Source organism: Nonomuraea recticatena (assembly GCF_039533245.1).
In the GTDB taxonomy this organism is placed as follows: Bacteria; Actinomycetota; Actinomycetes; order Streptosporangiales; family Streptosporangiaceae; genus Nonomuraea; species Nonomuraea roseola.
In genome coordinates this window covers 208302-229736 of record NZ_BAAATE010000011.1, presented here as the reverse complement: position 1 = coordinate 229736, position 21435 = coordinate 208302, and the positions used below count along the sequence as shown (strand labels likewise).

Below are 21435 nucleotides of genomic sequence, written 5' to 3'. Positions count from 1 at the left end.
ACCGGACCCGCGCACCACGCTCATCGAGCCGAACGAGCACCTGGTGCTGCGGCCACGCCTGGACGAGCCGGACCTGGCCAAGGTGGAGCTGCGCAGGGTCCTGCTGATGATCCACGACCGGGCACGGTTGCGCGGCCTGTTCACCGACCTGGACAGGGGCGTGGGCGACGGGGAGACCGACCGACCCGCTGTCGCCGGACCGGATCGACGCCTCGGTCATCCCCGGCTACGGGCCGAACCCCGAGGCAAACCCAGCGCGCCGGTCTGCAACACCGCCCGCACAGCGGCCGAACCCGAGCTCTGCCTCTCCGGGGCGGCCTCGACGTACAGGCGCGACATCACCCGGGAGTTCCGCGTACTCTCCCGAGCGCCCGGTTCCCCGGGCTGGCTGCGGGCGCCAGCCGCGTTCCATGCGAGGCGGTCTGCAGTGTCCTCGCGCGCCGCTCGCCGTTACGAGGGATTCGCCAGATCCAGCACCCCGACCGTCTGGCCTCCGCTCTCTTCCCCGGTGAGCTGGAATCCGAGCTTCCGGTAGAACCCGGCAGGCCCATCCTCCCCTGGCTCCCACGTGACATACATCCGCGTGCCACCGCGCCGCCTGACTTCTGCGGCCACTGATTCGACGGCGAAGCGACCGACCCCACGTCCCTGCGCTTCGGGGGTCACATTGAGCCGCCACAAGCCGGATCGGAAGTCGATCCCCTTGCCGTTCCAGTCGATGTCGAGGAAGGCCATGAGGAAGCCGACGGGATGGTCGCCGTCGAGGATGAGGCGTGGCCAGGCCACCTCGGGATGCACGTAAGCCTCCGCCAGCGACTTCGCCACTGGCGAGACGAAGCGCTCTTGGTCGGGGCGGACTTTCACGGCGAGAGCCATCTCGATGTTGGCGGGCGTAATAGGTGCAAGGCGGAGGGTTTCAGACATGTGAGAACCCTAGAGGCTGGTTACGGAACAGACTGCTGAGCTCCTCGAACAGTGCGAATGAAGACGAACAGCGGTCCACGGGCTCTGGCCACTCTGGCTCCGCCACAACCAGATCCCGATGTAGATCACAAAGCCTGGCTGTCGTACTGGGACACGGGCACTCACCCAGCCAAAGTGCCCTGATGGAAGTACACGCGCCAGCCCGTCTCCGTCAGTCGCCACAAAGAGCTGCGCCATGCACGGCGCCCCTGACGGTCGGAGAAGTAGGTCAGGTGAACAATCCCCTGCGCCAGCACGATCCCGGACATGTCGCTCACCTTCACCGGTGACTCAGGAGCCGCGCTTTCTGCACTCATCATCGTGAGGATCGACTCCACGTCCCACCAGCGTCCAGACGCTCCGATCTCTGTGAACTCCGGATCCAGAAGCTCCCGAACAAGGGCTGGAGAAGCACGCACTTCAGGGTCGAGGAGCCGCAGTTCGCCCTCGATAGCCGCCTGTACTGCCAGCTCATCCTCGTCCGTCATGCACGGATCCTACGAACGCGCACCAGTTGGGTACAGCGAATATCCAGCCTGGAGTCGCGCTGCTGCGGGAGTGGATGAGCGGCCTGCAGGAGCGGAGCCTGCCGCTGCACGTCTCCGGCGGCCGCCTCACCGCGGCGCCGGCAGCGGCGTCACAGGCCGATGTTGCCCTTGGCACCCATGTAGGAGCCGGCGTCGGGCCATCCGGCCTGGGCAAGCTCGACGAAACGGGCGCTGAAGCCCAGCGAGGGCAGGTCGGCGAGTGGCACGAACTTCACGCTGCGGATCGGGGTGGTGTCGGCCCCCTCGGCGACGGCGCCCACGGTGCCGCCGGTGCGGGTGGCCTCGAACGTCATGTGGATGACGTGCGCGCCGCCGCCGGGCAGATGGTCGCACACGTACAGCAGCCGGTCGACAGTCACTTCGACGCCGGTCTCTTCACGCATCTCGCGGGTGAGGGCGTCGGTGAGGCTTTCCCCCAGCTCGACCTTCCCGCCAGGTAGCGACCAGGAGCGGCCGGTGTCGGTGTCCTGGTCAAGCAGGAGGATCTGCTCGTCTTCGACAACGATGCCGGTCACTCTCACTGTCATCACGCGCGCACGGTATCCCACCCGGTTCCGCCGAAGACCGCGATCAGGCAGGCCCGATTGGTCTCGCAGCCGGAGGGCTCGGCACGCGCGTGCACGGATGGCCCGGTACCTGCAGAAGGAGTGGCTGCCCCTCGACGACGGCTGGCCCGGCATCGTGCACATCCTGCAGGAGGTCGCCGCGCTCGGGCCGCGATCACTTGCGCGCTTGGCCTGGCACAGCCGCCGACTGGCCTGCCGCGCTCCGCAGCGCCGGTAGAGCCGGGGCGATCGCCCTGGGGACGGCGCCTCGATTGCTCGGCGAGGGCGCAGAGGGGGATGAGTAGGACGCCGAGGTGTGAGTGAGGAGGCCTTCGAGGAACATCGGTACAGGAAGGAACGGTAGGAGCTGCTAACTGCGGCAACGTGGCAAGCCGAACCCGGCGCAGTGGCGTTCGGTGCGTCCTGTCGGGTGTCCCCCGCAGGAGGTCGGCACCTCGTAGATTCGGGGGTCGGAGTGCAGCGGAACGTACGCTAAGCCCGTTCCCCGCCACCGCGGGTTTCTGCAACAACTTTCAGCCCTGTCCGGCGACAGTCGCGCGCAGGGTCTCGATCCACCAGTCGAGCAGAGGAGCCCGGGCGGTGTCGTCCAGTCCGACGCTCCGGCGGAATTCGTCGCCGAACAGCGGCTCCGTCGCGACGGCTTGGTGCAGTGCACACACGGTCAGCTGGATCGCCTCGCGTGACGGCGGCGTTCGCCCGGTGGCCGCGCAGTGCTGCCGCGCCTGGGCGTGCAGCCGGTCCACCACCTCATCGAGCATTCCGCTGCCGGTGTCCCGCCAGCCGGAACGGTGCAGCGCGAGCGCCAGTTCGGCGTAACCGCCCGCGTACAGCGCGGACAACGTGCGCACCAGCTCGGCGGGATCGATCGGACCGTCAGCCCACGCGCCCAGCACGGTGTGCAGTTCGGCCTTCAGTTTGGCCCCGCCGAACCGCAGCAGCGACTCCAGTAGTCGTTCACGCGTGCCGAAGTGGTGGTTGACCGCGGCGTCGGACACACCGACCTCTGCGGCGACGGCGCGCACCTGCACGGCGGCTGGGCCGCCCGCGGCGAGCAGCTTGCTCGCCGCCTCGAGGATCAGCCGCTTGGCGTCATCGGGCTGGCGTCGTACTCGGGTGGCCACGCGCCCACCTTACCTTGACTAGTCAAGGCAATGCCTCTTACCTTGGGTACTCAAGGTAAGGATGGTGGCGCGTGCAGGGACACTTCACGATTCCGGCGATGACCGGGCTGGCGGCGGCACTGGGCGTCACGATCCGGCGCCCGCCCCCCGAGATCCACTTCTCCCGGGGTCGAGTGGGGTGGAACAGAATCGCCGGTGCTCCTGTGCACGGCGGCGCGTTGACCGCGCACACGTGGGACTTCCTCCGCCTCGGCCTGCGCGGCGCTGCCCGGCTAACCGCGCTGGATCTGCGAGGTCACGGCGCGTCACGCGGACGCCGGCCAGCCTCAAGCCCCTGCTGGAGACTGGCGAGCCCCTTACCGCCGGACCGCGAAAGGAGAACCAACGCATGTCCGCACACACGCTCGAGCTCACCACGATTCCCTCGGTGAAGGTCGGCATGCTCATCCGCCGCCCCGCCCGCGAGGTGTTCCAGGCCATCGTGGACCCCGCTGTCACGAGCAAGATCTGGTACACCAAAAGCAGCGGGAAGATGTCCCCCGGCGCCAAGCTGACCTGGGAATGGGAAATGTACGGGGCGTCGACTCAAGCCTCGGTTGCAGAGGTGGACGAAAACAGTCGGATCCGTTTCACCTGGGCCAACTACACTCCCGACAACCCCACCACAGTCGAGTTCCGTTTCATCCCCATGCCCGACGACACCACCTACGTCCAAGTCACCGAAACCGGGTTCACCGGCACGGGCGACGAGCTCGTCCACTACGTAACCGACTCCACCGGCGGCTTCACATTCCTGATCAGCGCCCTCAAGGCGCTGCTGGAGCACAACATCGTTCTCGGCTTCGTCGCTGACGCCAACCCAAGGGGCCTGCCAGCCTGAAAGAACAGGCATCATCAAAGCTCGTGGCCAACCTTGGCCGCCACATCGGATGCGGACCGCGGTGGGACACGTCACCCCAGTAGGCGCTGGCACCGCTCCGCATAGGTCGGCAGGGCTCGATACCGCAGTAGGCCAGGATGCGCTGGTGGGGTGGCGGTCCAGCTGGTGGCGGGAGCGGTCGTAGCGGCGGGTGGTGCGCGGGTCGGCGTGGCCCATCGCGTCCTGGACGTCGCGCAGCCCGGCGCCGGCGTCCAGGGCCAGGGTGGCGAAGTTGTGGCGCAGGCTGTGCGGGCACAGCTGGGTGGCTGCGGGGATGTCATGATCTCGGTGGCGCCTCACCGATGGGATCTGCGATGCCTCCTCGCTCACTCGTCCTGCTGGCCGCCTCGCTCTGTGCGGGCGGCTTCGCAGCACTGGTGTACTTCTACGACTCCGATCTGGTGGTCTTGAGGGAACATCTGAACCATCCGTTCGCGCTCGGTGTGCTGGCCTGCCTCCTGATGGCGTTGGCCGCCGTTGGGCTGCGGTGGATGTGGCTACGCGTCGTGGTCATCGTCCTTGCCGGGCTGGGTGCGAGTGTCGCGCTGTTCGGGGGGTGGGTCGCCCTTATGTTCTCCTCAGCCGAGGAGGTTGGCTTCGTCGACGGACCGGACCCGTACAGGATCCGGCTCCAGCAGTCGATGGCGGGTCTCGGGCCGGACGCGGTGATGTGGCTCAGCGTCCGTAGGGACGGCGGGTTGCTCAGCAGAGAGTGGGATCTCGGCTGCTTCAACGACGACGACTCCGACGACGCCTTCGACTCGGTCAAGTGGACGGGGCCGAGTTCGGTTGAGATCCGGGTGGCCGACGGGCGAACGTTCCCCGTAGCTTTGGACCCCGCCTCGGGCCGGCCCCAGACCACCGCCGCCCTCAATTGTTAACAGGGCCCCCAACGCTCGGCCGGAGTGCGTCCGCTGACGGGTCCTGGTCATATCCGGCCGGAAGTTCCCGCTAAGCAATCGCCGAACTCGGGACGGCCTTCCGCCTGGGGAAAGCCAACCACGCGCCGGATGGCCAGGCATGGAACCGCCCCGCAGTCTGACGGCTCGGTGAGGTAGGCCAGGATGCGCTGGGCGGGGTGGTGGTCCAGTTGGCGCCGGGTTTGACGTGGCGCATGGCGGTGCGGGGGTTCTTGTGCCGGGTCTTGCCCGTGATGAGCTGCAGCGGCACTTCGGCCTCGCCGAGGCGGGTGGCGGCGGAGTGGCGCAGTTGGTGCAGGTCGTCCCCGGTGTAGGTGTCGAGCACGACGCGGGCGCGGTCGTAGCCGAGGCGGGCGCGGCCGGTGTGCGGGCAGATGTCGCCGGCGGCTGTGATCAGGCCGCTCAGGGGATCCGCCGTACGGTGTCGGTGACCTTGCCGTCCTTCATCTCGGCGGAGAGCTTGAACGAGCGGGACTTCACCTCGGTAGAGAACCAGCGGACGCCGGCAAGCCTCACGCCTCCCCGCCCGCTCCCCCATCGATCATGGTGTGGCACTCCGTGCGCTCAGGCGGCGACACCAAGACAAGGAGGTCACGGCGCACGCTCGCGCTGCCCAAGCGCTGCGTCGACGCGCTCGCCCTGCACCTCACCCGACAGCAGGCCATACGCGAGAGGACCGGAGACCGGTGGCAGGACAACGACCTGGTCTTCTGCACCCGCTTCGGAACCGAGTTAGACGCGGGCAACGTGCGCAGGGCCTTCAAGGCGATCACGAAGAAGGCGGGGCTCAACGAGGCGGAGTGGACTCCGCGCGAGATGCGGCACAGCTTCGTCTCGCTGCTCTCCGATGAGGGTGTGCCGCTGGAGAGCATCTCCCGCCTGGTCGGCCACTTCAACACGACCGTCACGGAGACCGTCTACCGCAAGCAGCTCAGACCGGTGATGCTGGAGGGAGCCCAGGCAATGGACCGGATCTTCCCCTCTGAGGCATAGTCACTCAGCTAGTCACTCGGAAGATCAAAAAGGCCGCTTTCCGAAACGGAAAGCGGCCTTTGAGCTGGTGGGCGATACTGGGATCGAACCAGTGACCTCTTCGGTGTGAACGAAGCGCTCTCCCCCTGAGCTAATCGCCCGCCCTGTCCGGCTCCTTGCGGCGCCGACGGGGAAAACCATACCGCACTTCCGGCCCACTCGCGAAGCGAAGCCCCGTGACGCCCGGCGACGCTCCACGACGCCCTCAGCAGCGGCATGGAGGGCGGCGCTGGGCGGGTTTCGGGGCAATGGGGCCGGTTGCCCGTCAGCATGGTGGCTCGTTGGCATACCATCGAGCTGTTCCGGAAGGCCTCGATCGCCCGAAAGGTCGTGGCGGGGCGCGCCGGGACGACGCCAGCACCGCGCAAAACCCTCGCAAACATCGCCCAGTTGATGATGTTTAGCCAGGTAGATGCCCAAATGTCCAGCTGTGAGTTGCGTTACAGAAGGGCCTGGAGGCGGAATCTTTCCTACAGGTTTCTTCGTTCCGCGTCATAGCTCAGGACGAAGTCCGTCAGAGCAGTGAAAGCCCCGAAGAGGGGACCGTACGACGAAAAGGTTTGGCTGACGATGAACAGCACCACCGTCTCCGCCGAGCTTGGCCTTCGGCTTGTGGTCCCCGACCGTACCACCGTCCCCCTGCTCGCCGGACTGAGCTACACAGCCGACGACCCGTACGCCATACGCATGGCCTTCCACGTAGGGAACGACGAACCGGTCGAGTGGATCTTCGCCCGAGAACTGCTGACAGTTGGCATCGTGAGGCGTGTCGGCGACGGCGACGTGCAGGTTTGGCCCGCACGCGCCGACGGCGAGCGCACGCTTCACATCAGCCTGACGTCACCGTTCGGACAGGCGCTCTTCGAAGTCCCGCTGGCTCCTCTCACCGAGTTCCTGCACCGCACGTATGATCTCGTGCCCGCAGGCCGGGAGACCGATTTCATGGATCTGGACGCCGAGCTGACCAACATGCTCTGGCCGTCCTGACCTCCTCCGCCCTCTGAAAGCCTGGAGAGCCCACACCCCCAAGGCGCTCCACGATGCCCATGCCGCCCCCGGCATGGGCATTGTGATCTACGGGGTCAGGATCTCCTTCATGCGCGCGATCTCGATGCCCTGGCCCGTGTAGACGTCGTCGGCCATCAGTCGCATCCTCTGGTCCTGGCCGCCTTTCAGCTCCTCGCTCGCCATACGCCTGGCGCCCTCGTGATGTCTGATCATCAGCTGCAGGAAGAGCCGGTCGAAGGCGGGGCCGCGCGCCGCGCGCAGCCTGTTCATCTCCTCCAGCGAGGCCATGCCGTAGCCGTCGGCGCCGTGCGAGTCGTGGCCGGGCGCCGCTCTGCCGAGGCCGCTCAGCCAGTCGGACATCAACGAGATCTCCGGCTGCTGGGTGAGCGTGATCTGCCGCGCCACGTCGCGCACGCCCTTGGTGGTGGTGCGCGAGTCGACCAGCCCCGCCATCTCCAACGCCTGCCGGTGGTGGGGGATCATGCCCTCGGCGAAGCGCACGTCCGCCGCCACGGCCGTCCAGTCCCTGGCCGGCAGGCTCTCCCCCGGCCTGGCCGTACGGCCCGCCTCTCCCGGCGCGCCCGGGACGATCACCGGCGGGCCCCAGCCCACGGGCGAGGGCCCGGCGGACGGAGCCGAGCATCCCGCGAGCGTCACGATAACCGTGACGACAACTGCGCCCGCTTGGACCTTGGCTGACATAGCTTCCATACTGGGCCATAATTCCGAAGGGGGCGCATGTGATCTTTTCCAGGCTGGGTGGCGTGGCGGCATTGGCGCTGGTGTTGTCGGCGTGCGCGTCGTCTCCACCGCCCTCGCAGTCCCCGCAGGCGGCCGCCTCCTCACCACCCCCGGCGACCTCGGCCTCCCCGTCGGCCACCGCCGCGCCCGGCGACGTGATGACCAGCGACAACGTCAAGCTGGTCGCGAACATGCCGCGTGAGGCGCCGCTCGACGGCGACTCGAACCTGAACTCCGACCTGGCCTTCCAGGGCGACTACGTGTTCGTCGGCAACTTCGGCGGTTTTACCGTCTACGACATCAGCGACCCGACCAAGCCGAAGACGGTCAGCACGGTCGCCTGCGAATCGCAGCAGAACGACGTCTCGGTCTACGGCAACCTGCTGTTCCTGTCCGTGGACGAGCCGCGCTCGGACGAGACCTGCCAGTCCAAGCCGCTCCGCATGGAGACCGGCGAGGGCGTCAGGCCGTGGGAAGGCATCCGGGTCTTCGACATCAGCGACAAGAGCGCGCCGAAGTACGTGAGCTCGGTGGCGACCGAATGCGGCTCGCACACGCACACGATGGTGCCGGGCAAGAACCCCGACACCCTCTACATCTACGTCTCCTCGCCCGGCTCGGCGGGCCCCGACTCCGGCTCCCCGACCTGCCGCTCGCCGCACGAGCTGATCCAGATCGTCGAGGTGCCGGTGAAGGACCCGAAGCAGGCCAAGGTGGTCGCCTCGCCCAACATCTTCCCCGAGGGGCAGGGCGGAGACTCGTTCGCGGCCGGCTGCCACGACATCACCGCCTACCCGGAGAAGAACCTGGCCGCGGCCGCCTGCTTCGGCGACGGGGTGCTGCTCGACATCTCCGACCCCGTGCAGCCGAAGGTGCTCCAGCAGATCAAGGACAGGGAGAACTTCCAGATCTGGCACTCGGCGACGTTCAACAACGACGCCACAAAGGTGGTCTTCGGCGACGAGCTCGGCGGCGGCGGGATGCCGACCTGCGACGCCAAGACCCCCGTGACGAAGGGCGCCAACGCCGTCTACGACATCGTGGACGGCAAGCTGGAGCGGCGCGGGTACTTCAAGATGCCCCGCGAGCAGACGCCCGCGGAGAACTGCGTCGCGCACAACGGCTCGCTGATCCCGGTCAAGGGCAAGGACATCATGGTCCAGGGGTGGTACCAGGGCGGGGTGTCGATCTGGGACTTCACCGACTCCGAGGCGCCGAAGGAGATCGGCTTCTTCGAGCGCGGTCCCGAGCCGCAGGACGGGGTGATCGCCGGCTCGTGGTCGGCGTACTACTACAACGGCTACATCTACTCCAGCGACATGCTGCGCGGCCTGGACGTCATCGAGATCACCGACCCGCTGACCGACCCGGCCAAGTCGGTGCGGATGGCCGACTTCAACGTGCAGACCCAGAAGGCCTACTGACCGCAGGGGCGGTGGTGACCGCGGCCTCAGGGCCGCGGGAGGCCCCGCCCGTACGGCAGGCCTCCCTGAGCTCCCCCGTGGTCACCACACCCGCCTGCCCGCTCGACGCCGCTCGGGCGCGCGGGCGGGCCGCCGTCACATCGCCCGTGAGGATCCGCCGGCGCCCGGCCCCGTGAACGATCTCTAGCGCGGGTCGACGTCGGCGGCCGCGCGGGCGGCGAAGATCTCCTGAGCCTTGGCGGTGACCGGCCCGGGAGCGGACGGCAGCACGGTGCCGTCGACCAGGCGGATCGGCTGGATGTCCCTGGTCGTGGAGGTGAGGAAGGCCTCGTCGGCCTCGTAGAGCGCCGAGATCGGCACGTCGACCTCCTCGCCGCCGCACCACTCCAGCGTCAGCGCGCGCGTGACGCCGGCCAGGCAGCCCGACTCGAGGGTCGGGGTGATCAGCCTGCCGCCCTGCACCAGGAAGATGTTCGACCCCGTGCCCTCGCAGAGGTTGCCCGCCAGGTTCTCGAAGATGGCCTCGCCGCCGCCGCGGGCCTTGGCGAAGGCCAGCGCCTTGGCGTTGTCGCCGTACGAGGTCGACTTGACCCCCGCCAGCGCGCCGCGCTCGTTGCGCGGCCACGGGACCACGGTGACGTCCGCGGTGAGCGGGAATGCTGCCTGCTCGCCGACGATGACGATCGCGGTGGTGCCCTGGTCGCCGCGGTCGGAGCCGAGCGGGCCAGGTCCGCTGGTGTAGGTGATGCGGATGCGGCCGAGCGGCCAGGCGGGCGCCTCGGCCAGGCAGCGGCGCACGCCGTCGGCGATGGCGTCGACGTCGGGCTCGGGCAGGTCCATGCGCTGGGCCGACAGCTTGAGCCTGTCGAGGTGCCTGGTGAGCGCGAACGACTCGCCGCTGACGCACTTGACGGTCTCGAACACGCCGTCGCCGACCATCAGTCCGTGGTCGAACACCGAGACGGTGGCCTGAGCCGGATCCAGCAGCTCCCCGTTGACCCAGACGGGAACGTTCATCGATTTCCTCCTGAGGATGCCAAAGTGATGAGCCGCGACGCCTTCAGCTCGGTCTCGCGCCACTCGCGGCGAGGGTCGCTGCCCCAGGTGATGCCCGCTCCTGTGCCGAAGCGGATCTCGCCTGCGGTGATCCAGAAGGTGCGGATCCCGACGGCCAGCGCCGCCGTGCGCCGGTCGGCGTCGACCCAGCCCACGGCCCCACAGTACGGCCCGCGCGGCTCGGGTTCGAGCTCATTGATGATGCGCAGGGCCGAAGATTTCGGGGCGCCGGTGACCGAGCCGGGAGGGAAGGTGGCGGCGAACAGCTCGGGCCATCCCATCCCCTCGGCCAGCCTGGCCCTGACGGTCGAGACCAGGTGCACCGAGCCCGGGTAGTCCTCCACGTGGTAGAGCGCGGGGACGGTGACCGAGCCGACCTCGGCGACCCTGCCCAGGTCGTTGCGGACCAGGTCGACGATCATCACGTTCTCGGCGTAGTCCTTGTCGAGCAGGTCGTCGGCGGTGACGCCGGTGCCCTTGATCGGCCTGGACTCCACCACGTCGCCGTCGCGTGAGAGGTAGAGCTCGGGCGAGGCCGACACCACGCTCGTGCCCGGCACGTCGATCACGGCGGCGTAGGCGGCGGGGTTGCCGTGCCTGAGCCGGTGCGCCAGGGCCAGCGGGTCGGCCGAGGCCGGCAGCGGCGCGGACAGCACCCGGCAGAGGTTGGCCTGGTAGACCTCGCCCTGCTCGATGTAGTCGCGGATGCGCTGGACGCCTCGTTCGTAGGCGGCCTGGTCGAGCGAGCTGTGCCATGCGCCGGGCCCGATCCATGGCCCCGCCTGGGGCAGCGGCGCGGGCCGTACGTCGTCGAAGCGGGCGCACGTCACCTTGCCCTCGTAGTCGACCACGACGGCCCACCAGCCCGCGCTGTCGAGCGCGGCCAGATCGGTGGTGAGATCACGGAGCCTGGTGGCCAGGAGCCCACCGACATGGGCGAAACTGTCGTGCACGCCCCTATTGTCCCAGGAGTTCGACGAACGCGAGCGCGGAAGGCAGCGGCACCTCGGGCAGCGCCGCGTAGACCTTCCTGCGCGGCCCCTCCTCGGAGATCGGCCGCAGTACCAGGCCGTCGGGGACGGCGCGGGCGGCGAGTTCGGGAACCAGCGTCACGCCGAGGCCCGCGGCGACGTAGCCGAACTTCCCTGTCCACTCGGCCACGCGCAGCCCGCCGCGCGGCGTGAACCCGGCCCGGGCGCAGGCCGCCTGCAGGATCGTCGTCTGACCCGGCGGCGCCGCCTCGATCCAGGTCTCCTCCGCCAGGTCGCGCAGGTCGATCACCTCGCGGTCGGCGAGCCTGTGCCCCAGGGGGAGCGCCACCAGCAGCCGCTCCTCCAGCAACGGCACCGTCTCCGCCCCGGCGGGAAGGCCCGCCGGGTAGTCGCTGACCACGGCCACGTCGAGGGCTCCGGCCTCCAGCCGGTCGAGCAGGCGTCCGCTCAGCCCCTCGACCAGGCGGAGCTCGACCTCGGGCCACCGCGCCGTGAACATCTTCAGCGCCTGGGGAACCAGCCACACGTTCGCGGTGGCGAACGCGCCTATCCGCAGCGTCCCTCCGCCGCCTCTGTGGATGGCGGCCAGCTCCTCCTCCGCCTTGCCGAGGCGGTCGAGGACGGCGTCGGCGTGCCTGCGCAGGGCGGCGCCCGCGGGCGTGAGCCTGACGCCTCTGGCCAGCCGCACGAACAGCGGCCCTCCCGCCTGTCTCTCCAGGGCGGCGATGCGCCTGGACACCGCCGACTGTGTGTAGCCGAGCAACTCGGCGGCGCCGGTGAAGGATCCTTCGCGGGCGACCTCGTGGAACAGTCGCAAGTCATTCGTATCAAGCATGGCTGTCATGCAATCTAGTCGGTGGTGGAATGCCACGCATCCGGCTTGAATCAGAACGTGATTGCATTTCTCGGACAGGGACGCATGGGTGTCCCCATGGCCCGGCGACTCGTGGAGGCCGGGCACCAGGTGAAGGTGTGGCGGCGCGGCCTCGGCCCCGTCAGCGCGGCGGTGGCGGACGCGGACGTCGTCATCACCATGCTGCGTGACGGACCCGCGGTCGAGGAGGTGCTGACGCAGGCGCTGCCGGGGCTGCGGGAGGGGGCGACGGTGGTGGAGATGTCCACGATCGGGCCCGAGGCCGTCCTGTCGTTGCGGGGGCTGCTGCCGTCCTCGGTGAACCTCGTGGACGCGCCGGTGCTGGGCAGCGTCGGCCCCGCCGCCGAAGGCACGCTGACGGTACTGGCGGGCGGCGACCTCTCGGCGTGCCGGCCGGTTCTGTCGGTCTTCGGGACGGTGCGCGAGCTCGGGCCGCTCGGGGCGGGCGCGGCGATGAAGGTGGCGGTGATGGGCGCGCTGGTGCCCGCGCAGGTGCTGCTGGCCGAGACCTTCGCCTACGGCGAGGCGCACGGCGTCGGCAGGCAGGCATTGGCGGAGGTGCTGGCGGAGACGCCCCTCGGGGCCCTGGCCGCACGGGTGGCGGCGCCCGCGAGGGAGACCCGGTACGCGCTGGGGCTGGCGGCGAAGGACGTGCGGCTGGGGACCTGGGAGGGGGCGACGATGGCCCGCGCGGCCGGCGCCCGTCTGGCCGCGGCCGAGGACGCGGGCTATGCCGACCGCGACGTGACCTCGATCGCCACCTTCGTCGGCGCCGCGCCCCCTTCGGATGCCGCGGGCGGCAGGGCGGTGCGCGTCAACCCGGGCAGCGTGGCGGCCACCAACGGGATGTACTCGCACGCCGTCCGGGTCGGGGACATGCTCTACGTCTCCGGACAGGCCGCCTTCGACGAGCGGGGACAGCTGGTCGGCGAGGGCGACATGACCACGCAGGCCGAGGTGGTCTTCCAGAACATCGGCAAGATCCTGGCCGACCAGGGCGCGGACTTCTCCGACATCGCCTTCATCAGGACCTACATGACGGACCTGGACATGCGCATGGAATACGGCGCGGTGCGCAGGAAGTACCTCACAGGCACCCCGCCTGCCAGCACGACCGTGGAGGTGTCGAAGCTGTTCATGCCGGGGCTGCTGCTGGAGGTGGACCTGATCGTCGCCCTGCCGTGACAGGGCGGCGGCGGGCCGCGTGGCGCGGCCCGCTCCTGCTCCTGCTCCTGCTCCTGCTCCTGCTCCTGCTCCTGCTCCTGCGAGCGGGCCTGCTCAGGCGAGCGGGCCTGCTCAGGCGAGCGGGCCTGCTCAGGCGAGCGGGCCTGCTCAGGCGAGCGGGCCTGCTCAGGCGAGCGGGCCTGTCACCGACTCGACGGTGGAGACCACGCTGCCGTCGGCGACCAGCCGGACCACCGATTCGATCTCGGGGGCGAGGAAGCGGTCGGGGCCGGGGCCGGCCACGCTCTCCCTCAGGGCGCCTACCACCGCGCCCGTCGCGGGGGCGGGGCGCAGCGGGGCTCGCAGGTCGATGGCGCGGGCGGCGGTGAGGACCTCGATCGCCAGCACCCTGGTCAGGCCGTCCACCGAGCGGCGCAGCTTGCGCGCGGCCGACCAGCCCATGGAGACGTGGTCCTCCTGCATGGCCGAGCTCGGGATCGAGTCGACGCTCGCGGGGGCCGCCAGGCGCTTCATCTCCGAGACGATGGCCGCCTGGGTGTACTGGGCGATCATGTGTCCCGAGTCGACGCCGGGGTCGTCGGCGAGGAAGGCCGGCAGGCCGTGGTTGCGCGCCACGTCCAGGAAGCGGTCGGTCCTGCGCTCGGACATCGAGGCCACGTCGGCGGCGACGATGGCGAGGAAGTCGAGGACGTAGGCGACGGGGGCGCCGTGGAAGTTGCCGTTGGACTCGACACGTCCGTCGGCCAGCACGGCCGGGTTGTCGACGGCGGAGGCCAGCTCCCAGGTGGCGACGTTGGCCGCGTGGGCGACGGTGTCACGGGCGGCGCCCGCCACCTGGGGCGCGCAGCGCAGTGAGTAGGCGTCCTGGACGCGCGTGCAGGCGTTGGGGTCGCGGTGGCTCTCCATGATGCCGGAGTCCTGAAGGATCCTGACCATGTTCGAGGCGGCCAGCGCCTGGCCCGGTTGGGGGCGCAAAGCCTGCAGTTCGGGGGCGAAGACGCGGTCGGTGCCGAGCAGCGCCTCCACGCTCATCGCCGCGCTGATGTCGGCGGTCTTGAGCAGCCTGGTCAGGTCGTCGATGGCGAGGATGAGCATGCCGAGCATGCCGTCCGTGCCGTTGATGAGGGCCAGGCCCTCCTTGGCGGCCAGCTCGACGGGCTCGAGTCCCGCCTGCTTGAGCGCCTCGGCCGACGGCCCGACGTTCCCCGCTCCATCCCGCACGACACCTTCGCCCATCAGCGTCAGGGCGACGTGCGCGAGCGGTGCGAGGTCTCCAGAGCAGCCCAGGCTGCCGTATTCGTGGACGACAGGGGTGATGTGCGCGTTCAGCAGCCCTGCCATGGCCTTGGCCGTCGTCGGGCGGATGCCGGTGTGCCCGGTGGCCAGGGTGTGCAGGCGCAGCAGCATGAGCGCGCGCACCACCTCTGTCTCCACCTCGGGCCCGCTGCCCGCCGCGTGCGAGCGCACCAGCGAGCGCTGGAGCTGGGCGCGCAGGGCGGGGTCGATGTGCCTGGTGGCCAGCGCGCCGAACCCGGTCGAGACGCCGTAGGCGGGGATCGGGCTCTCGGCCAGCTCGTCGATCCGCTGGCGCGCGGCGGAGATCGCCGCCATGGCGTCGTCGGTCAGGTGGACGGGCGCGCCGTGTCGGGCCACCCTGATGACGTCGCCGAAGCTCAACGGCTCGGGTCCTACGTTCACGACCTCGTTGTCGCGCATGTTGCCACTCTCTCGCTCAGGTAACCGGCGTATGTGATGTTAGCTCCTTACAGGACAACACCGTCGTCCCGCCTCCCCTGCCCCCGTCAGGCGGGATTCACCAGGAGCCGCCCTGCCGTGAGGGCGCCGCTCCACAGAGAACGGCGCCGCCACGGCCGTGGGTCAGGAGTTCGCGACCGCGCACAGCAGGCGGTTGTTGCCGCGCTGCCACAGCGTGCCGACCTCGGCGAACCCCGCCGCCGTCAGCGCCTGCGCGTGCATGGACAGCAGGGGGGACTCCGCGCCGTGGTGTGCCGCCCCTGCGGTGGTGCGGGCGGCGTTGAACTCGGCCAGGTCGGGGTCGGCGGCGACCGCGTCCCACCAGTCCCGCCAGCCCTCCGGCAGGCCGTCGGCGAAGGCGCGCGCGGTCTGCTTGTCGTGGACGGCCCGCTCCAACTCCGCGATGGACGGCGTGGCGTCGTCGGACTCGAAGTGGTCGCCGTTCAGCAGCAGCCCGCCAGGACGAAGGATCGAGGCGACCTCGGCGTACATGGCGGTCAGCTCGGGGCTGGAGATCCAGTGCAGCGCGGTCGTGCTCACCGCCGCGTCCACCGGACGGTCCAGGCCCAGCCCCTGGCTCCAGCCGGGCGTGCGGAGGTCACGCGAGAAGAAGGTCAGGTGCGGATAGGCGGCGCGCCCGAGGCCGAGCAGGAGCGGGTCGGCGTCGACGGCGATCACGGTGGCCTTCGGCAGCCTCTCCAGCAGCCTGGCCGACAGCGACCCCGGCCCGCAGCCCAGGTCGACCACGAGCGGGTCGGGACGGCCGGAGGCCTCGACGGCGTCGATCAAGGCGGTGAAGCGCTCCTCGCGGTCAGGCAGGTAACCCTCCTGCTGGCGGTCCCAGCGCGCGATCCATTCGAGTGCGGCATCGTTGGTGAGCACAGAAAGCCTCCTTGTGACCGTCGTCTATACTTTCGACAGTCACAACGTAGAACGTGAGGGTGTGACCGGTCAAGTGGATTTCAACAGTCACAACGACGGAGTGGTTCTGGTGGCCGTCGGCTTGGTCAACGCGCTCACGCCCGGTGAGCGGCGAGGGCGACCCTTCCCCGTGCCCGCCGACCTGCCCGCCGCCGCCACCGAGGGGCTGCGCAACGGCTACCCGAACCACCGGGAGGTCGGCGAGGGCGACGCGGGCGAGCTGGCCGAGGTCGCCGAGCGGCTGCGCGTGGTGTTCGAGGCGGTCTCCTCGGGTGACGTCGACACTGCGGCAGGGCAGGTCAACCGCCTGCTCGACGAGAGCCGCGCCAGGCCGCGCCTCGACCGTCACGACGGGGAGCCATGGCACCTGCACTTCCACGGCCCCGGCGGCACGATGGCGGGAGACTGGGCCGCCAGCTGCGCGACGGGGCTGGCGATCGTGCTGGGCAGCGAGTTCCACGATCGCCTCGGGGTGTGCACGGCGCCGCACTGCGACCGCGTCTACGTGGACGTCTCCCGCAACGGCACCCGCCGATTCTGCTCCACCCCCTGCCAGAACCGGGTCAAGACGGCCGCCTTCCGCGCCCGCACGAAAACCGCCTGACGCGGGCCAGGCGGCGCGACGCCGGCAGCGGCCGCGAACACACAGGCCCCTCCCCCTGGGCGGCGCGACGTCGGCAGTTGCCGCCGACCGCACAGACGCCTCCGCCACCCAGGGCGGCGCCGCCTCAGCAGGAGCCGCCGACCGTGCAGACCCCTTCGCCGCCCAGGGGCTCGGCGGGGGCGATCTCGCGCCATGACCGCTCGAGCAGGCCGGCGAAGACCTCGACCGGCTGCGCCCCCGAGACGGCGTACTTCTCGGCGAAGACGAACGTCGGCACCCCCGAGACGCCGAGCCGCCGCCCCAGTGCCTCGTCCTTCCTGACCGACTCGGTGAAGTCGGCGCTCCCGAGCATCGCCAGCGTGGCGGCGGGGTCCAGCCCGGCCTCGGCGCCGAGCCGGGCCAGGGTCTCGTGGTCGGAGAGCACGGCGCCCTCGCCGGTGTAGGCCAGCAGCAGCCGCTCGCGCACCGGCTCCCCCACGCCCTCCTGGTCGGCGTAGCGCATGAGCCGGTGGGCGTCGAAGCTGTTGACCGGCCTGGCCAGGTCGAGCCGGTAGGTGAGGCCGGACTGCGCGGCCAGGTCGCTCAGCGCACCGATGCGCTGCCTGGCCTGCTCGGGCGTGCCTCCCACGTCGCGTCTGTGCCGCTCGGGGAGGGTGAGGTTCGCCCGCCTGCTCCCGTGCGGATCGAGCTCGAAGCTGCGCCAGCGCACCTGTACGGCGTCACGCCGCGCGAACCCGTCCAGCGCGCTCTCGAACCTGCGCTTCCCCAGGTAGCACCAGGGGCAGACGATGTCGGACCAGATGTCCACGATGAGTGTGCTCATACGGCTTACCCTAGGCACTGAGCTAACTCTAGGTAAGTATGCACCTTCGAGTAAGGGGCTTACCTCGAACGGTTTGGGGACTCGGCCAGGATTCGCTACAGTTCTCTACGTCGCCGCGAACACGCGGCAACGCGGAAGTGGCTCAGTGGTAGAGCATCACCTTGCCAAGGTGAGGGTCGCGGGTTCGAATCCCGTCTTCCGCTCTGAGAGCCACCCGAGGACGATTAGCTCAGCGGGAGAGCGCTTCCCTGACACGGAAGAGGTCACTGGTTCAATCCCAGTATCGTCCACCCACAGTTCCCCCAGGTCGCTCGACCTGGGGGTTCGCTGTTTCCTGGATCTTTCAGGGACTCTTTCAGGGACGCTTCCCCTGCGGTGCGGTCCCGGCGACGGCCAGGGAAGACACCGGAGCCGTCAGGGTGCCGGCCTGAGGTTGCTCGTCCAGGCGTCGATCTTGGCCTGCCACTGCTCGGGGTCCTCCGGCCTGCCGGGGATGCCAGGCCTGGTCTGCCAGGGCAGCGGTCCGTCCTCGTGGCGGTACTCCACGCCGACGGCCGCCAGGCGTGGCAGGTGCGCGGCCAGCCGGTCCCTGAAGTCGCCGAGGTCCCGTTCCTGCGTGCTCCAGACGGTCTCGGCGAAGGCCGACAGGCGGGGGAAGGCCATGTAGTCCACACGCCGGTTGGAGTCGATCAACTCGGTCCACACGGCGCACTGCGACCCGACGACGTGCGCGCCCGCGGGGTCGTCACGCAGCTCCTTGGGCAGCGGCTCGAAGGCGTAGACGTCCTCGAGGCCCAGCACGGTGCCGAACGGGACGGGCTCCTCCTCGCCGGGGGCCTGCCGGTAGTCGAGGTAGACGGACGTGCTCGGACAGGTGATCACGTCATGGCCCGCGCGGGCCGCCGCCACGGCGCCCAGGTCGCCGCGCCAGGAGGCCACGACGGCGCCGGGGGCCAGCCCGCCCTCCAGGATCTCGTCCCACCCGACGAGCCGCCGGCCACGAGCGGTGAGGAACTCGTCGAACCGGTGGATGAACCAGCTCTGGAGCGCGTCCTCGTCGCGCAGCCCGAGCTCGCTCATCCTGGCCTGGGCGGAGGGGCTCTCGCGCCACTGGTCTTTCCTGCACTCGTCGCCGCCCACGCAGATGAAGGGGCTGGGGAACAGGTCGAGCACCTCCTCGAAGACGTTCTCGAAGAAGGTGATCGTCGCGTCCTCGACGTTCAGCACGTTGACGCCGACGCCCCAGGTGGTGCGCACCTCGAGCGGCTCGCCGAGGTTGCCGAGCTCGGGGTAGGCGGCGATCGCGGCCTGGGTGTGGCCCGGCAGATCGATCTCGGGCACGACCATGACGTGACGGCGCGCCGCGTAGGCGACGATCTCGCGGATGTCGTCCTGCGTGTAGTAGCCGCCGTGCGGGCGGCCGTCCATGGCGCCGTTCCAGCCGGTCTGGCTCTCCCTGCGCCACGCGCCCACCTCGGTGAGCCTGGGATAGCGCCTGATCTCCAGCCGCCATCCCTGGTCGTCTGTCAGGTGCAGGTGCAGGACGTTGAGCTTGTGCATCGCCATGAGGTCGATGAACCGCAGCACATCCGCTTTTGTCATGAAATGGCGGGCGACGTCGAGGAGGCAGCCGCGATAGCCGAAGCGCGGCTCGTCCTCCACGTGCACGGCGGGCAGCGCCAGTGTCCCGCCGATGCCCGCCTTCCTGAAGGCCTCGGACGGCAGCAGCTGCCGCAGCGTCTGGGCCCCGTAGAAGGCCCCCGCGGGACCGCCCGCCACGATCCGCACGCCCTCGGCCCCGACCGTGAGCCGGTAGGCCTCCGGCGCCAGGTCGCCGAGTCCGAGCGTGATCGCTCCCTGGCCCTGCCCTCCCGGGAGCAGCTCGCCGCCGGTGACGGCGCCGAGTTCGCCGCGCAGCCACGCGGCCACCTCGCTCAGCGCGGGATCGGCGATGAGCGCGGTCTGCCTGCCGAGGACGAACCGCCCCGGCCTGGTCTCGTACAGGACAGGCTTGGGAATGATCATTAAGTGCGACCTCCTAGGTGCAGGTGATGGTGGCGTCGGCGAAGTCGGCGTGGTCGGAGAAGACGTTGTCTCCGCCGTTGGCCGCGACCAGCCGTACGAACGTGGCGCCCTCGACCGAGGCGGTGACCTTCTTGGCGGGCTGGGCTCCGGTGAGCACGCCGGAGTGGGCGACGCGCCCGCCGTCCGCCCAGACCTCGAAGTCGACCGAGCCGGCCGCCCCTGCGCTGTCGTCGATCCCGGCCTGGAACTCGACGGTCGTGCAGCGCCCGGCCGTGTAGAACTCGATGTCGGCGCGCGCGTGCGTGCCGAGCCCCTTGGCGTGGACGACGCCCTCGATGGTGAGCGGTGTGCCGTCGCCCTGTCCCTGCCCGCCGACGTTCTGGTCCCGCTCGACCGGTCCCCAGTGGCTCGTGGACCTCAGCCACGGCAGGTCGCTCAGGTAGCTTCTGCCAGGGCCGGGCGCGTGCGCGACCGTGGCGACGGACGCGGCCTCGAGGGTGCGCGTGGCCAGGACGGCGGTCGCGGTGAGCGTGTGCTCCGCCTGCTGCGCTCCCGCCGGAGCGGTGACGGCCCAGCTCGCCTCGCCCGTCCTCCTGGCCTGCCACCCTTCCGGTACGGCGAGCGTCACCCTGGCCTCGCCGAGCCGTCCCGTGCGGCCCACGTCGACGACCCTGGCGACGACCTCCCGTTCCAGGCCAGGCTCGAAGACGGAGGGCCTGTCGTCGCCCAGGACCGCCGCGGGGTCCAGCTCGAACAGCGCCAGCGACGGGTCCTTCTGCCCGCCGGGGCCGACCCTGTACATGACCGAGCCGTGCGCGGGCACCGAGGCGGCCAGGTCACCCGTGGTCGAGGAGACGGCCCCCGTCCACAGGTCCTCGACCCGGTAGCGGGGAGCGGCAGGCAGCTTCAGCCTGCTGCCCTTCACGGAGATCGTCGCCTGCCTGTCGCTCTCGTTGAACAGCACGATCGCGCGGTCGCCGTTCTCCAGCGGCTTGGAGATGACGTGGTACCAGCCGTCGCTCTGCACGAGGCGGCCCATCGCGCCGAGCCTGTCCTGGTCGACGGCGATCACCTTGGGGTTGGCCACGATCGAGGCCGGGGCTTTGCCAGGGTCGGCCTGGAGGATCAGCGGGGCGGCGCCGACGGCCCAGAGCGTGAATTGGCTGCGGTACTCCGCCTCCGTCATGCCGCCGCGGCCGGCCTGGATGAGGTCGGGATCGGCCCAGCTGCCCGCGCGGGCGTGGTCCGCGCGCAGGGAGTTGGTCTCCCAGATGCCGAGCATCGTGGAGTAGCTGTCGGCGATCGGCCGGTTGACGACGTTGGTGCGCCAGGTGGTGGCCAGCTGACCGCCCCAGAGCCATGGAACGCTGTTGCCGTCCTCGTTGTTCATGGCGAAGACCATCGAGTCGCCGATCGCCTGCCGCATGCGCGGGTAGAGCGTCTCGGCGATGTCGCGGGAGGTCTTGCCGGGGAAGTCGGCCGTGGGGATGTTGCACCAGTCGTACTTGAGGTAGTCGACGCCCCAGGTGGCGAGCAGCGCGCCGTCCGCCGCCTCGTTGCCGTAGGAGCCGGGGCCGCCTCCCGCGCACGCCTTGGTGCCGGCCGACAGGGCGAGCCCGAGCTTGAGTCCCCTGCCGTGCAGGTGGTCGGCCAGGGCCTTGATGCCGGAGGGAAAGCGCGTGGGATGGGCGGCCAGCGCTCCCGAGGTGCGCTGGGGGGCCAGCCAGCAGTCGTCGATGATCACGTAGCGGTAGCCGGCCTGGCTGAGCCCGGCCATGGCGTCGGCCGCCTGCCGTACCGAGGTCTCGGAGACCGAGCAGCCCAGCGTGCGGCTGTTCCAGCCCATCGGAGGGGCCTCGACCGCGGGCGGCGCGGCCGTACGGGCCTGCGCGCCCGACAGAGGTAAGGCGAGCACGCCGAGGAGAGCCGCCGCGAGGGCGGCCGCGGATGTGCGCATG

At 70.0% G+C, this 21435-nt stretch carries 22 protein-coding genes, 3 tRNA genes and 1 pseudogene; 10 read left to right on the top strand and 16 right to left on the bottom strand.

Going from position 1 to position 21435, the window contains the following annotated elements:
* Positions 1-450 precede the first annotated feature (450 nt).
* From ABFX50_RS22870 to ABFX50_RS22860, 3 genes are all read right to left on the bottom strand, one after another.
* Entirely contained in the window at positions 451-924 is a 474-nt protein-coding gene (locus ABFX50_RS22870) for a GNAT family N-acetyltransferase (protein ID WP_346149389.1), read from the bottom strand.
* Between the two features lie 161 nt (positions 925-1085).
* On the bottom strand, positions 1086-1451 hold the full coding sequence (locus ABFX50_RS22865; protein ID WP_346149387.1) for a nuclear transport factor 2 family protein: 366 nt from the start codon (positions 1449-1451) through the stop codon (positions 1086-1088).
* Between the two features lie 149 nt (positions 1452-1600).
* Positions 1601-2038, bottom strand: a complete 438-nt coding sequence (locus ABFX50_RS22860; RefSeq protein ID WP_346149434.1) for an NUDIX domain-containing protein — start codon at positions 2036-2038, stop codon at positions 1601-1603.
* A gap of 97 nt (positions 2039-2135) precedes the next feature.
* On the opposite strand from ABFX50_RS22860, the gene ABFX50_RS22855 reads away from it, so the two are divergent.
* On the top strand, positions 2136-2294 hold the full coding sequence (locus ABFX50_RS22855; protein ID WP_346149385.1) for a hypothetical protein: 159 nt from the start codon (positions 2136-2138) through the stop codon (positions 2292-2294).
* A 295-nt stretch (positions 2295-2589) separates the two neighbouring features.
* Here the strand turns inward: ABFX50_RS22855 and ABFX50_RS22850 are convergent, their stop codons facing one another.
* Positions 2590-3198: a TetR/AcrR family transcriptional regulator gene (locus ABFX50_RS22850; RefSeq protein ID WP_346149383.1), complete on the bottom strand. Its 609-nt coding sequence runs from the start codon at positions 3196-3198 to the stop codon at positions 2590-2592.
* A 388-nt stretch (positions 3199-3586) separates the two neighbouring features.
* Between ABFX50_RS22850 and ABFX50_RS22845 the strand changes: the two genes are divergently transcribed.
* Complete coding sequence (locus ABFX50_RS22845; protein ID WP_346149381.1) at positions 3587-4078, top strand: SRPBCC family protein; 492 nt, start codon at positions 3587-3589, stop codon at positions 4076-4078.
* Positions 4079-4258: 180 nt separating this feature from the next.
* Here the strand turns inward: ABFX50_RS22845 and ABFX50_RS51355 are convergent.
* A pseudogene (locus ABFX50_RS51355) lies at positions 4259-4417 on the bottom strand (tyrosine-type recombinase/integrase); the annotation flags it as partial.
* A gap of 14 nt (positions 4418-4431) precedes the next feature.
* On the opposite strand from ABFX50_RS51355, the gene ABFX50_RS22840 reads away from it, so the two are divergent.
* Positions 4432-4998, top strand: a complete 567-nt coding sequence (locus tag ABFX50_RS22840) for a hypothetical protein (protein ID WP_346149379.1) — start codon at positions 4432-4434, stop codon at positions 4996-4998.
* 70 nt (positions 4999-5068) lie between these two features.
* Here the strand turns inward: ABFX50_RS22840 and ABFX50_RS22835 are convergent, their stop codons facing one another.
* Complete coding sequence (locus ABFX50_RS22835) at positions 5069-5362, bottom strand: site-specific integrase (protein ID WP_346149377.1); 294 nt, start codon at positions 5360-5362, stop codon at positions 5069-5071.
* A 218-nt stretch (positions 5363-5580) separates the two neighbouring features.
* Here ABFX50_RS22835 and ABFX50_RS22830 point away from each other — a divergent pair, with 218 nt between their 5' ends.
* Positions 5581-6030 carry a tyrosine-type recombinase/integrase gene (locus ABFX50_RS22830; RefSeq protein ID WP_346149375.1) on the top strand — a complete coding sequence of 150 codons (450 nt, stop codon included), beginning with the start codon at positions 5581-5583 and terminating at the stop codon, positions 6028-6030.
* 65 nt (positions 6031-6095) lie between these two features.
* Here the strand turns inward: ABFX50_RS22830 and ABFX50_RS22825 are convergent.
* A tRNA-Val gene (locus ABFX50_RS22825) sits at positions 6096-6170 on the bottom strand.
* Between the two features lie 469 nt (positions 6171-6639).
* Here ABFX50_RS22825 and ABFX50_RS22820 point away from each other — a divergent pair.
* Complete coding sequence (locus ABFX50_RS22820; RefSeq protein ID WP_183659751.1) at positions 6640-7056, top strand: SsgA family sporulation/cell division regulator; 417 nt, start codon at positions 6640-6642, stop codon at positions 7054-7056.
* An 87-nt stretch (positions 7057-7143) separates the two neighbouring features.
* Here ABFX50_RS22820 and ABFX50_RS22815 read toward each other — a convergent pair whose 3' ends face one another.
* The gene (locus ABFX50_RS22815) at positions 7144-7779 is read right to left on the bottom strand and encodes a DUF305 domain-containing protein (protein ID WP_346149373.1); all 636 of its coding nucleotides are present in this window, start codon (positions 7777-7779) and stop codon (positions 7144-7146) included.
* A gap of 38 nt (positions 7780-7817) precedes the next feature.
* Between ABFX50_RS22815 and ABFX50_RS22810 the strand changes: the two genes are divergently transcribed.
* On the top strand, positions 7818-9242 hold the full coding sequence (locus ABFX50_RS22810) for an LVIVD repeat-containing protein (RefSeq protein WP_346149371.1): 1425 nt from the start codon (positions 7818-7820) through the stop codon (positions 9240-9242).
* A gap of 183 nt (positions 9243-9425) precedes the next feature.
* Here ABFX50_RS22810 and ABFX50_RS22805 read toward each other — a convergent pair whose 3' ends face one another.
* From ABFX50_RS22805 to ABFX50_RS22795, 3 genes are read right to left on the bottom strand one after another with little or no spacing between them, the layout of a single operon-like run.
* Positions 9426-10259, bottom strand: a complete 834-nt coding sequence (locus tag ABFX50_RS22805) for an aminotransferase class IV (protein ID WP_346149369.1) — start codon at positions 10257-10259, stop codon at positions 9426-9428.
* Positions 10256-11251, bottom strand: a complete 996-nt coding sequence (locus ABFX50_RS22800) for a chorismate-binding protein (protein ID WP_346149367.1) — start codon at positions 11249-11251, stop codon at positions 10256-10258. Before ABFX50_RS22800 ends, ABFX50_RS22805 begins: the two co-directional genes overlap by 4 nt.
* A 4-nt stretch (positions 11252-11255) precedes the next feature.
* Positions 11256-12125, bottom strand: coding sequence for a LysR family transcriptional regulator (locus tag ABFX50_RS22795; RefSeq protein WP_346149365.1), 870 nt, complete (start codon positions 12123-12125; stop codon positions 11256-11258).
* Positions 12126-12146: 21 nt separating this feature from the next.
* Between ABFX50_RS22795 and ABFX50_RS22790 the strand changes: the two genes are divergently transcribed.
* On the top strand, positions 12147-13349 hold the full coding sequence (locus ABFX50_RS22790) for a Rid family hydrolase (RefSeq protein ID WP_346149363.1): 1203 nt from the start codon (positions 12147-12149) through the stop codon (positions 13347-13349).
* A 165-nt stretch (positions 13350-13514) separates the two neighbouring features.
* On the opposite strand, the gene hutH is transcribed toward ABFX50_RS22790, so the two are convergent.
* Both hutH and ABFX50_RS22780 read right to left on the bottom strand, forming a co-directional pair.
* A complete protein-coding gene (gene hutH / locus ABFX50_RS22785) occupies positions 13515-15065 on the bottom strand; it encodes a histidine ammonia-lyase (RefSeq protein WP_346149361.1) in 1551 nt (516 codons plus the stop codon).
* A gap of 162 nt (positions 15066-15227) precedes the next feature.
* Positions 15228-15986, bottom strand: a complete 759-nt coding sequence (locus ABFX50_RS22780) for a class I SAM-dependent methyltransferase (RefSeq protein ID WP_346149359.1) — start codon at positions 15984-15986, stop codon at positions 15228-15230.
* 73 nt (positions 15987-16059) lie between these two features.
* Between ABFX50_RS22780 and ABFX50_RS22775 the strand changes: the two genes are divergently transcribed.
* Positions 16060-16629 (top strand): CGNR zinc finger domain-containing protein, encoded by a 570-nt coding sequence (locus tag ABFX50_RS22775; RefSeq protein WP_346149357.1) that lies wholly within the window; start codon positions 16060-16062, stop codon positions 16627-16629.
* Positions 16630-16753: 124 nt separating this feature from the next.
* On the opposite strand, the gene ABFX50_RS22770 is transcribed toward ABFX50_RS22775, so the two are convergent.
* The gene (locus tag ABFX50_RS22770; RefSeq protein WP_346149355.1) at positions 16754-17452 is read right to left on the bottom strand and encodes a DsbA family oxidoreductase; all 699 of its coding nucleotides are present in this window, start codon (positions 17450-17452) and stop codon (positions 16754-16756) included.
* A 131-nt stretch (positions 17453-17583) separates the two neighbouring features.
* Between ABFX50_RS22770 and ABFX50_RS22765 the strand changes: the two genes are divergently transcribed.
* Together ABFX50_RS22765 and ABFX50_RS22760 are read left to right on the top strand one after the other, a co-directional pair.
* Positions 17584-17655: transfer RNA gene (locus ABFX50_RS22765), tRNA-Gly, on the top strand.
* A gap of 15 nt (positions 17656-17670) precedes the next feature.
* Positions 17671-17742, top strand: a tRNA-Val gene (locus tag ABFX50_RS22760).
* Between the two features lie 124 nt (positions 17743-17866).
* On the opposite strand, the gene ABFX50_RS22755 is transcribed toward ABFX50_RS22760, so the two are convergent.
* Positions 17867-19477 (bottom strand): beta-N-acetylhexosaminidase, encoded by a 1611-nt coding sequence (locus ABFX50_RS22755; RefSeq protein WP_346149353.1) that lies wholly within the window; start codon positions 19475-19477, stop codon positions 17867-17869.
* 13 nt (positions 19478-19490) lie between these two features.
* Entirely contained in the window at positions 19491-21434 is a 1944-nt protein-coding gene (locus ABFX50_RS22750) for an NPCBM/NEW2 domain-containing protein (protein ID WP_346149351.1), read from the bottom strand.
* Position 21435 lies beyond the last annotated feature (1 nt).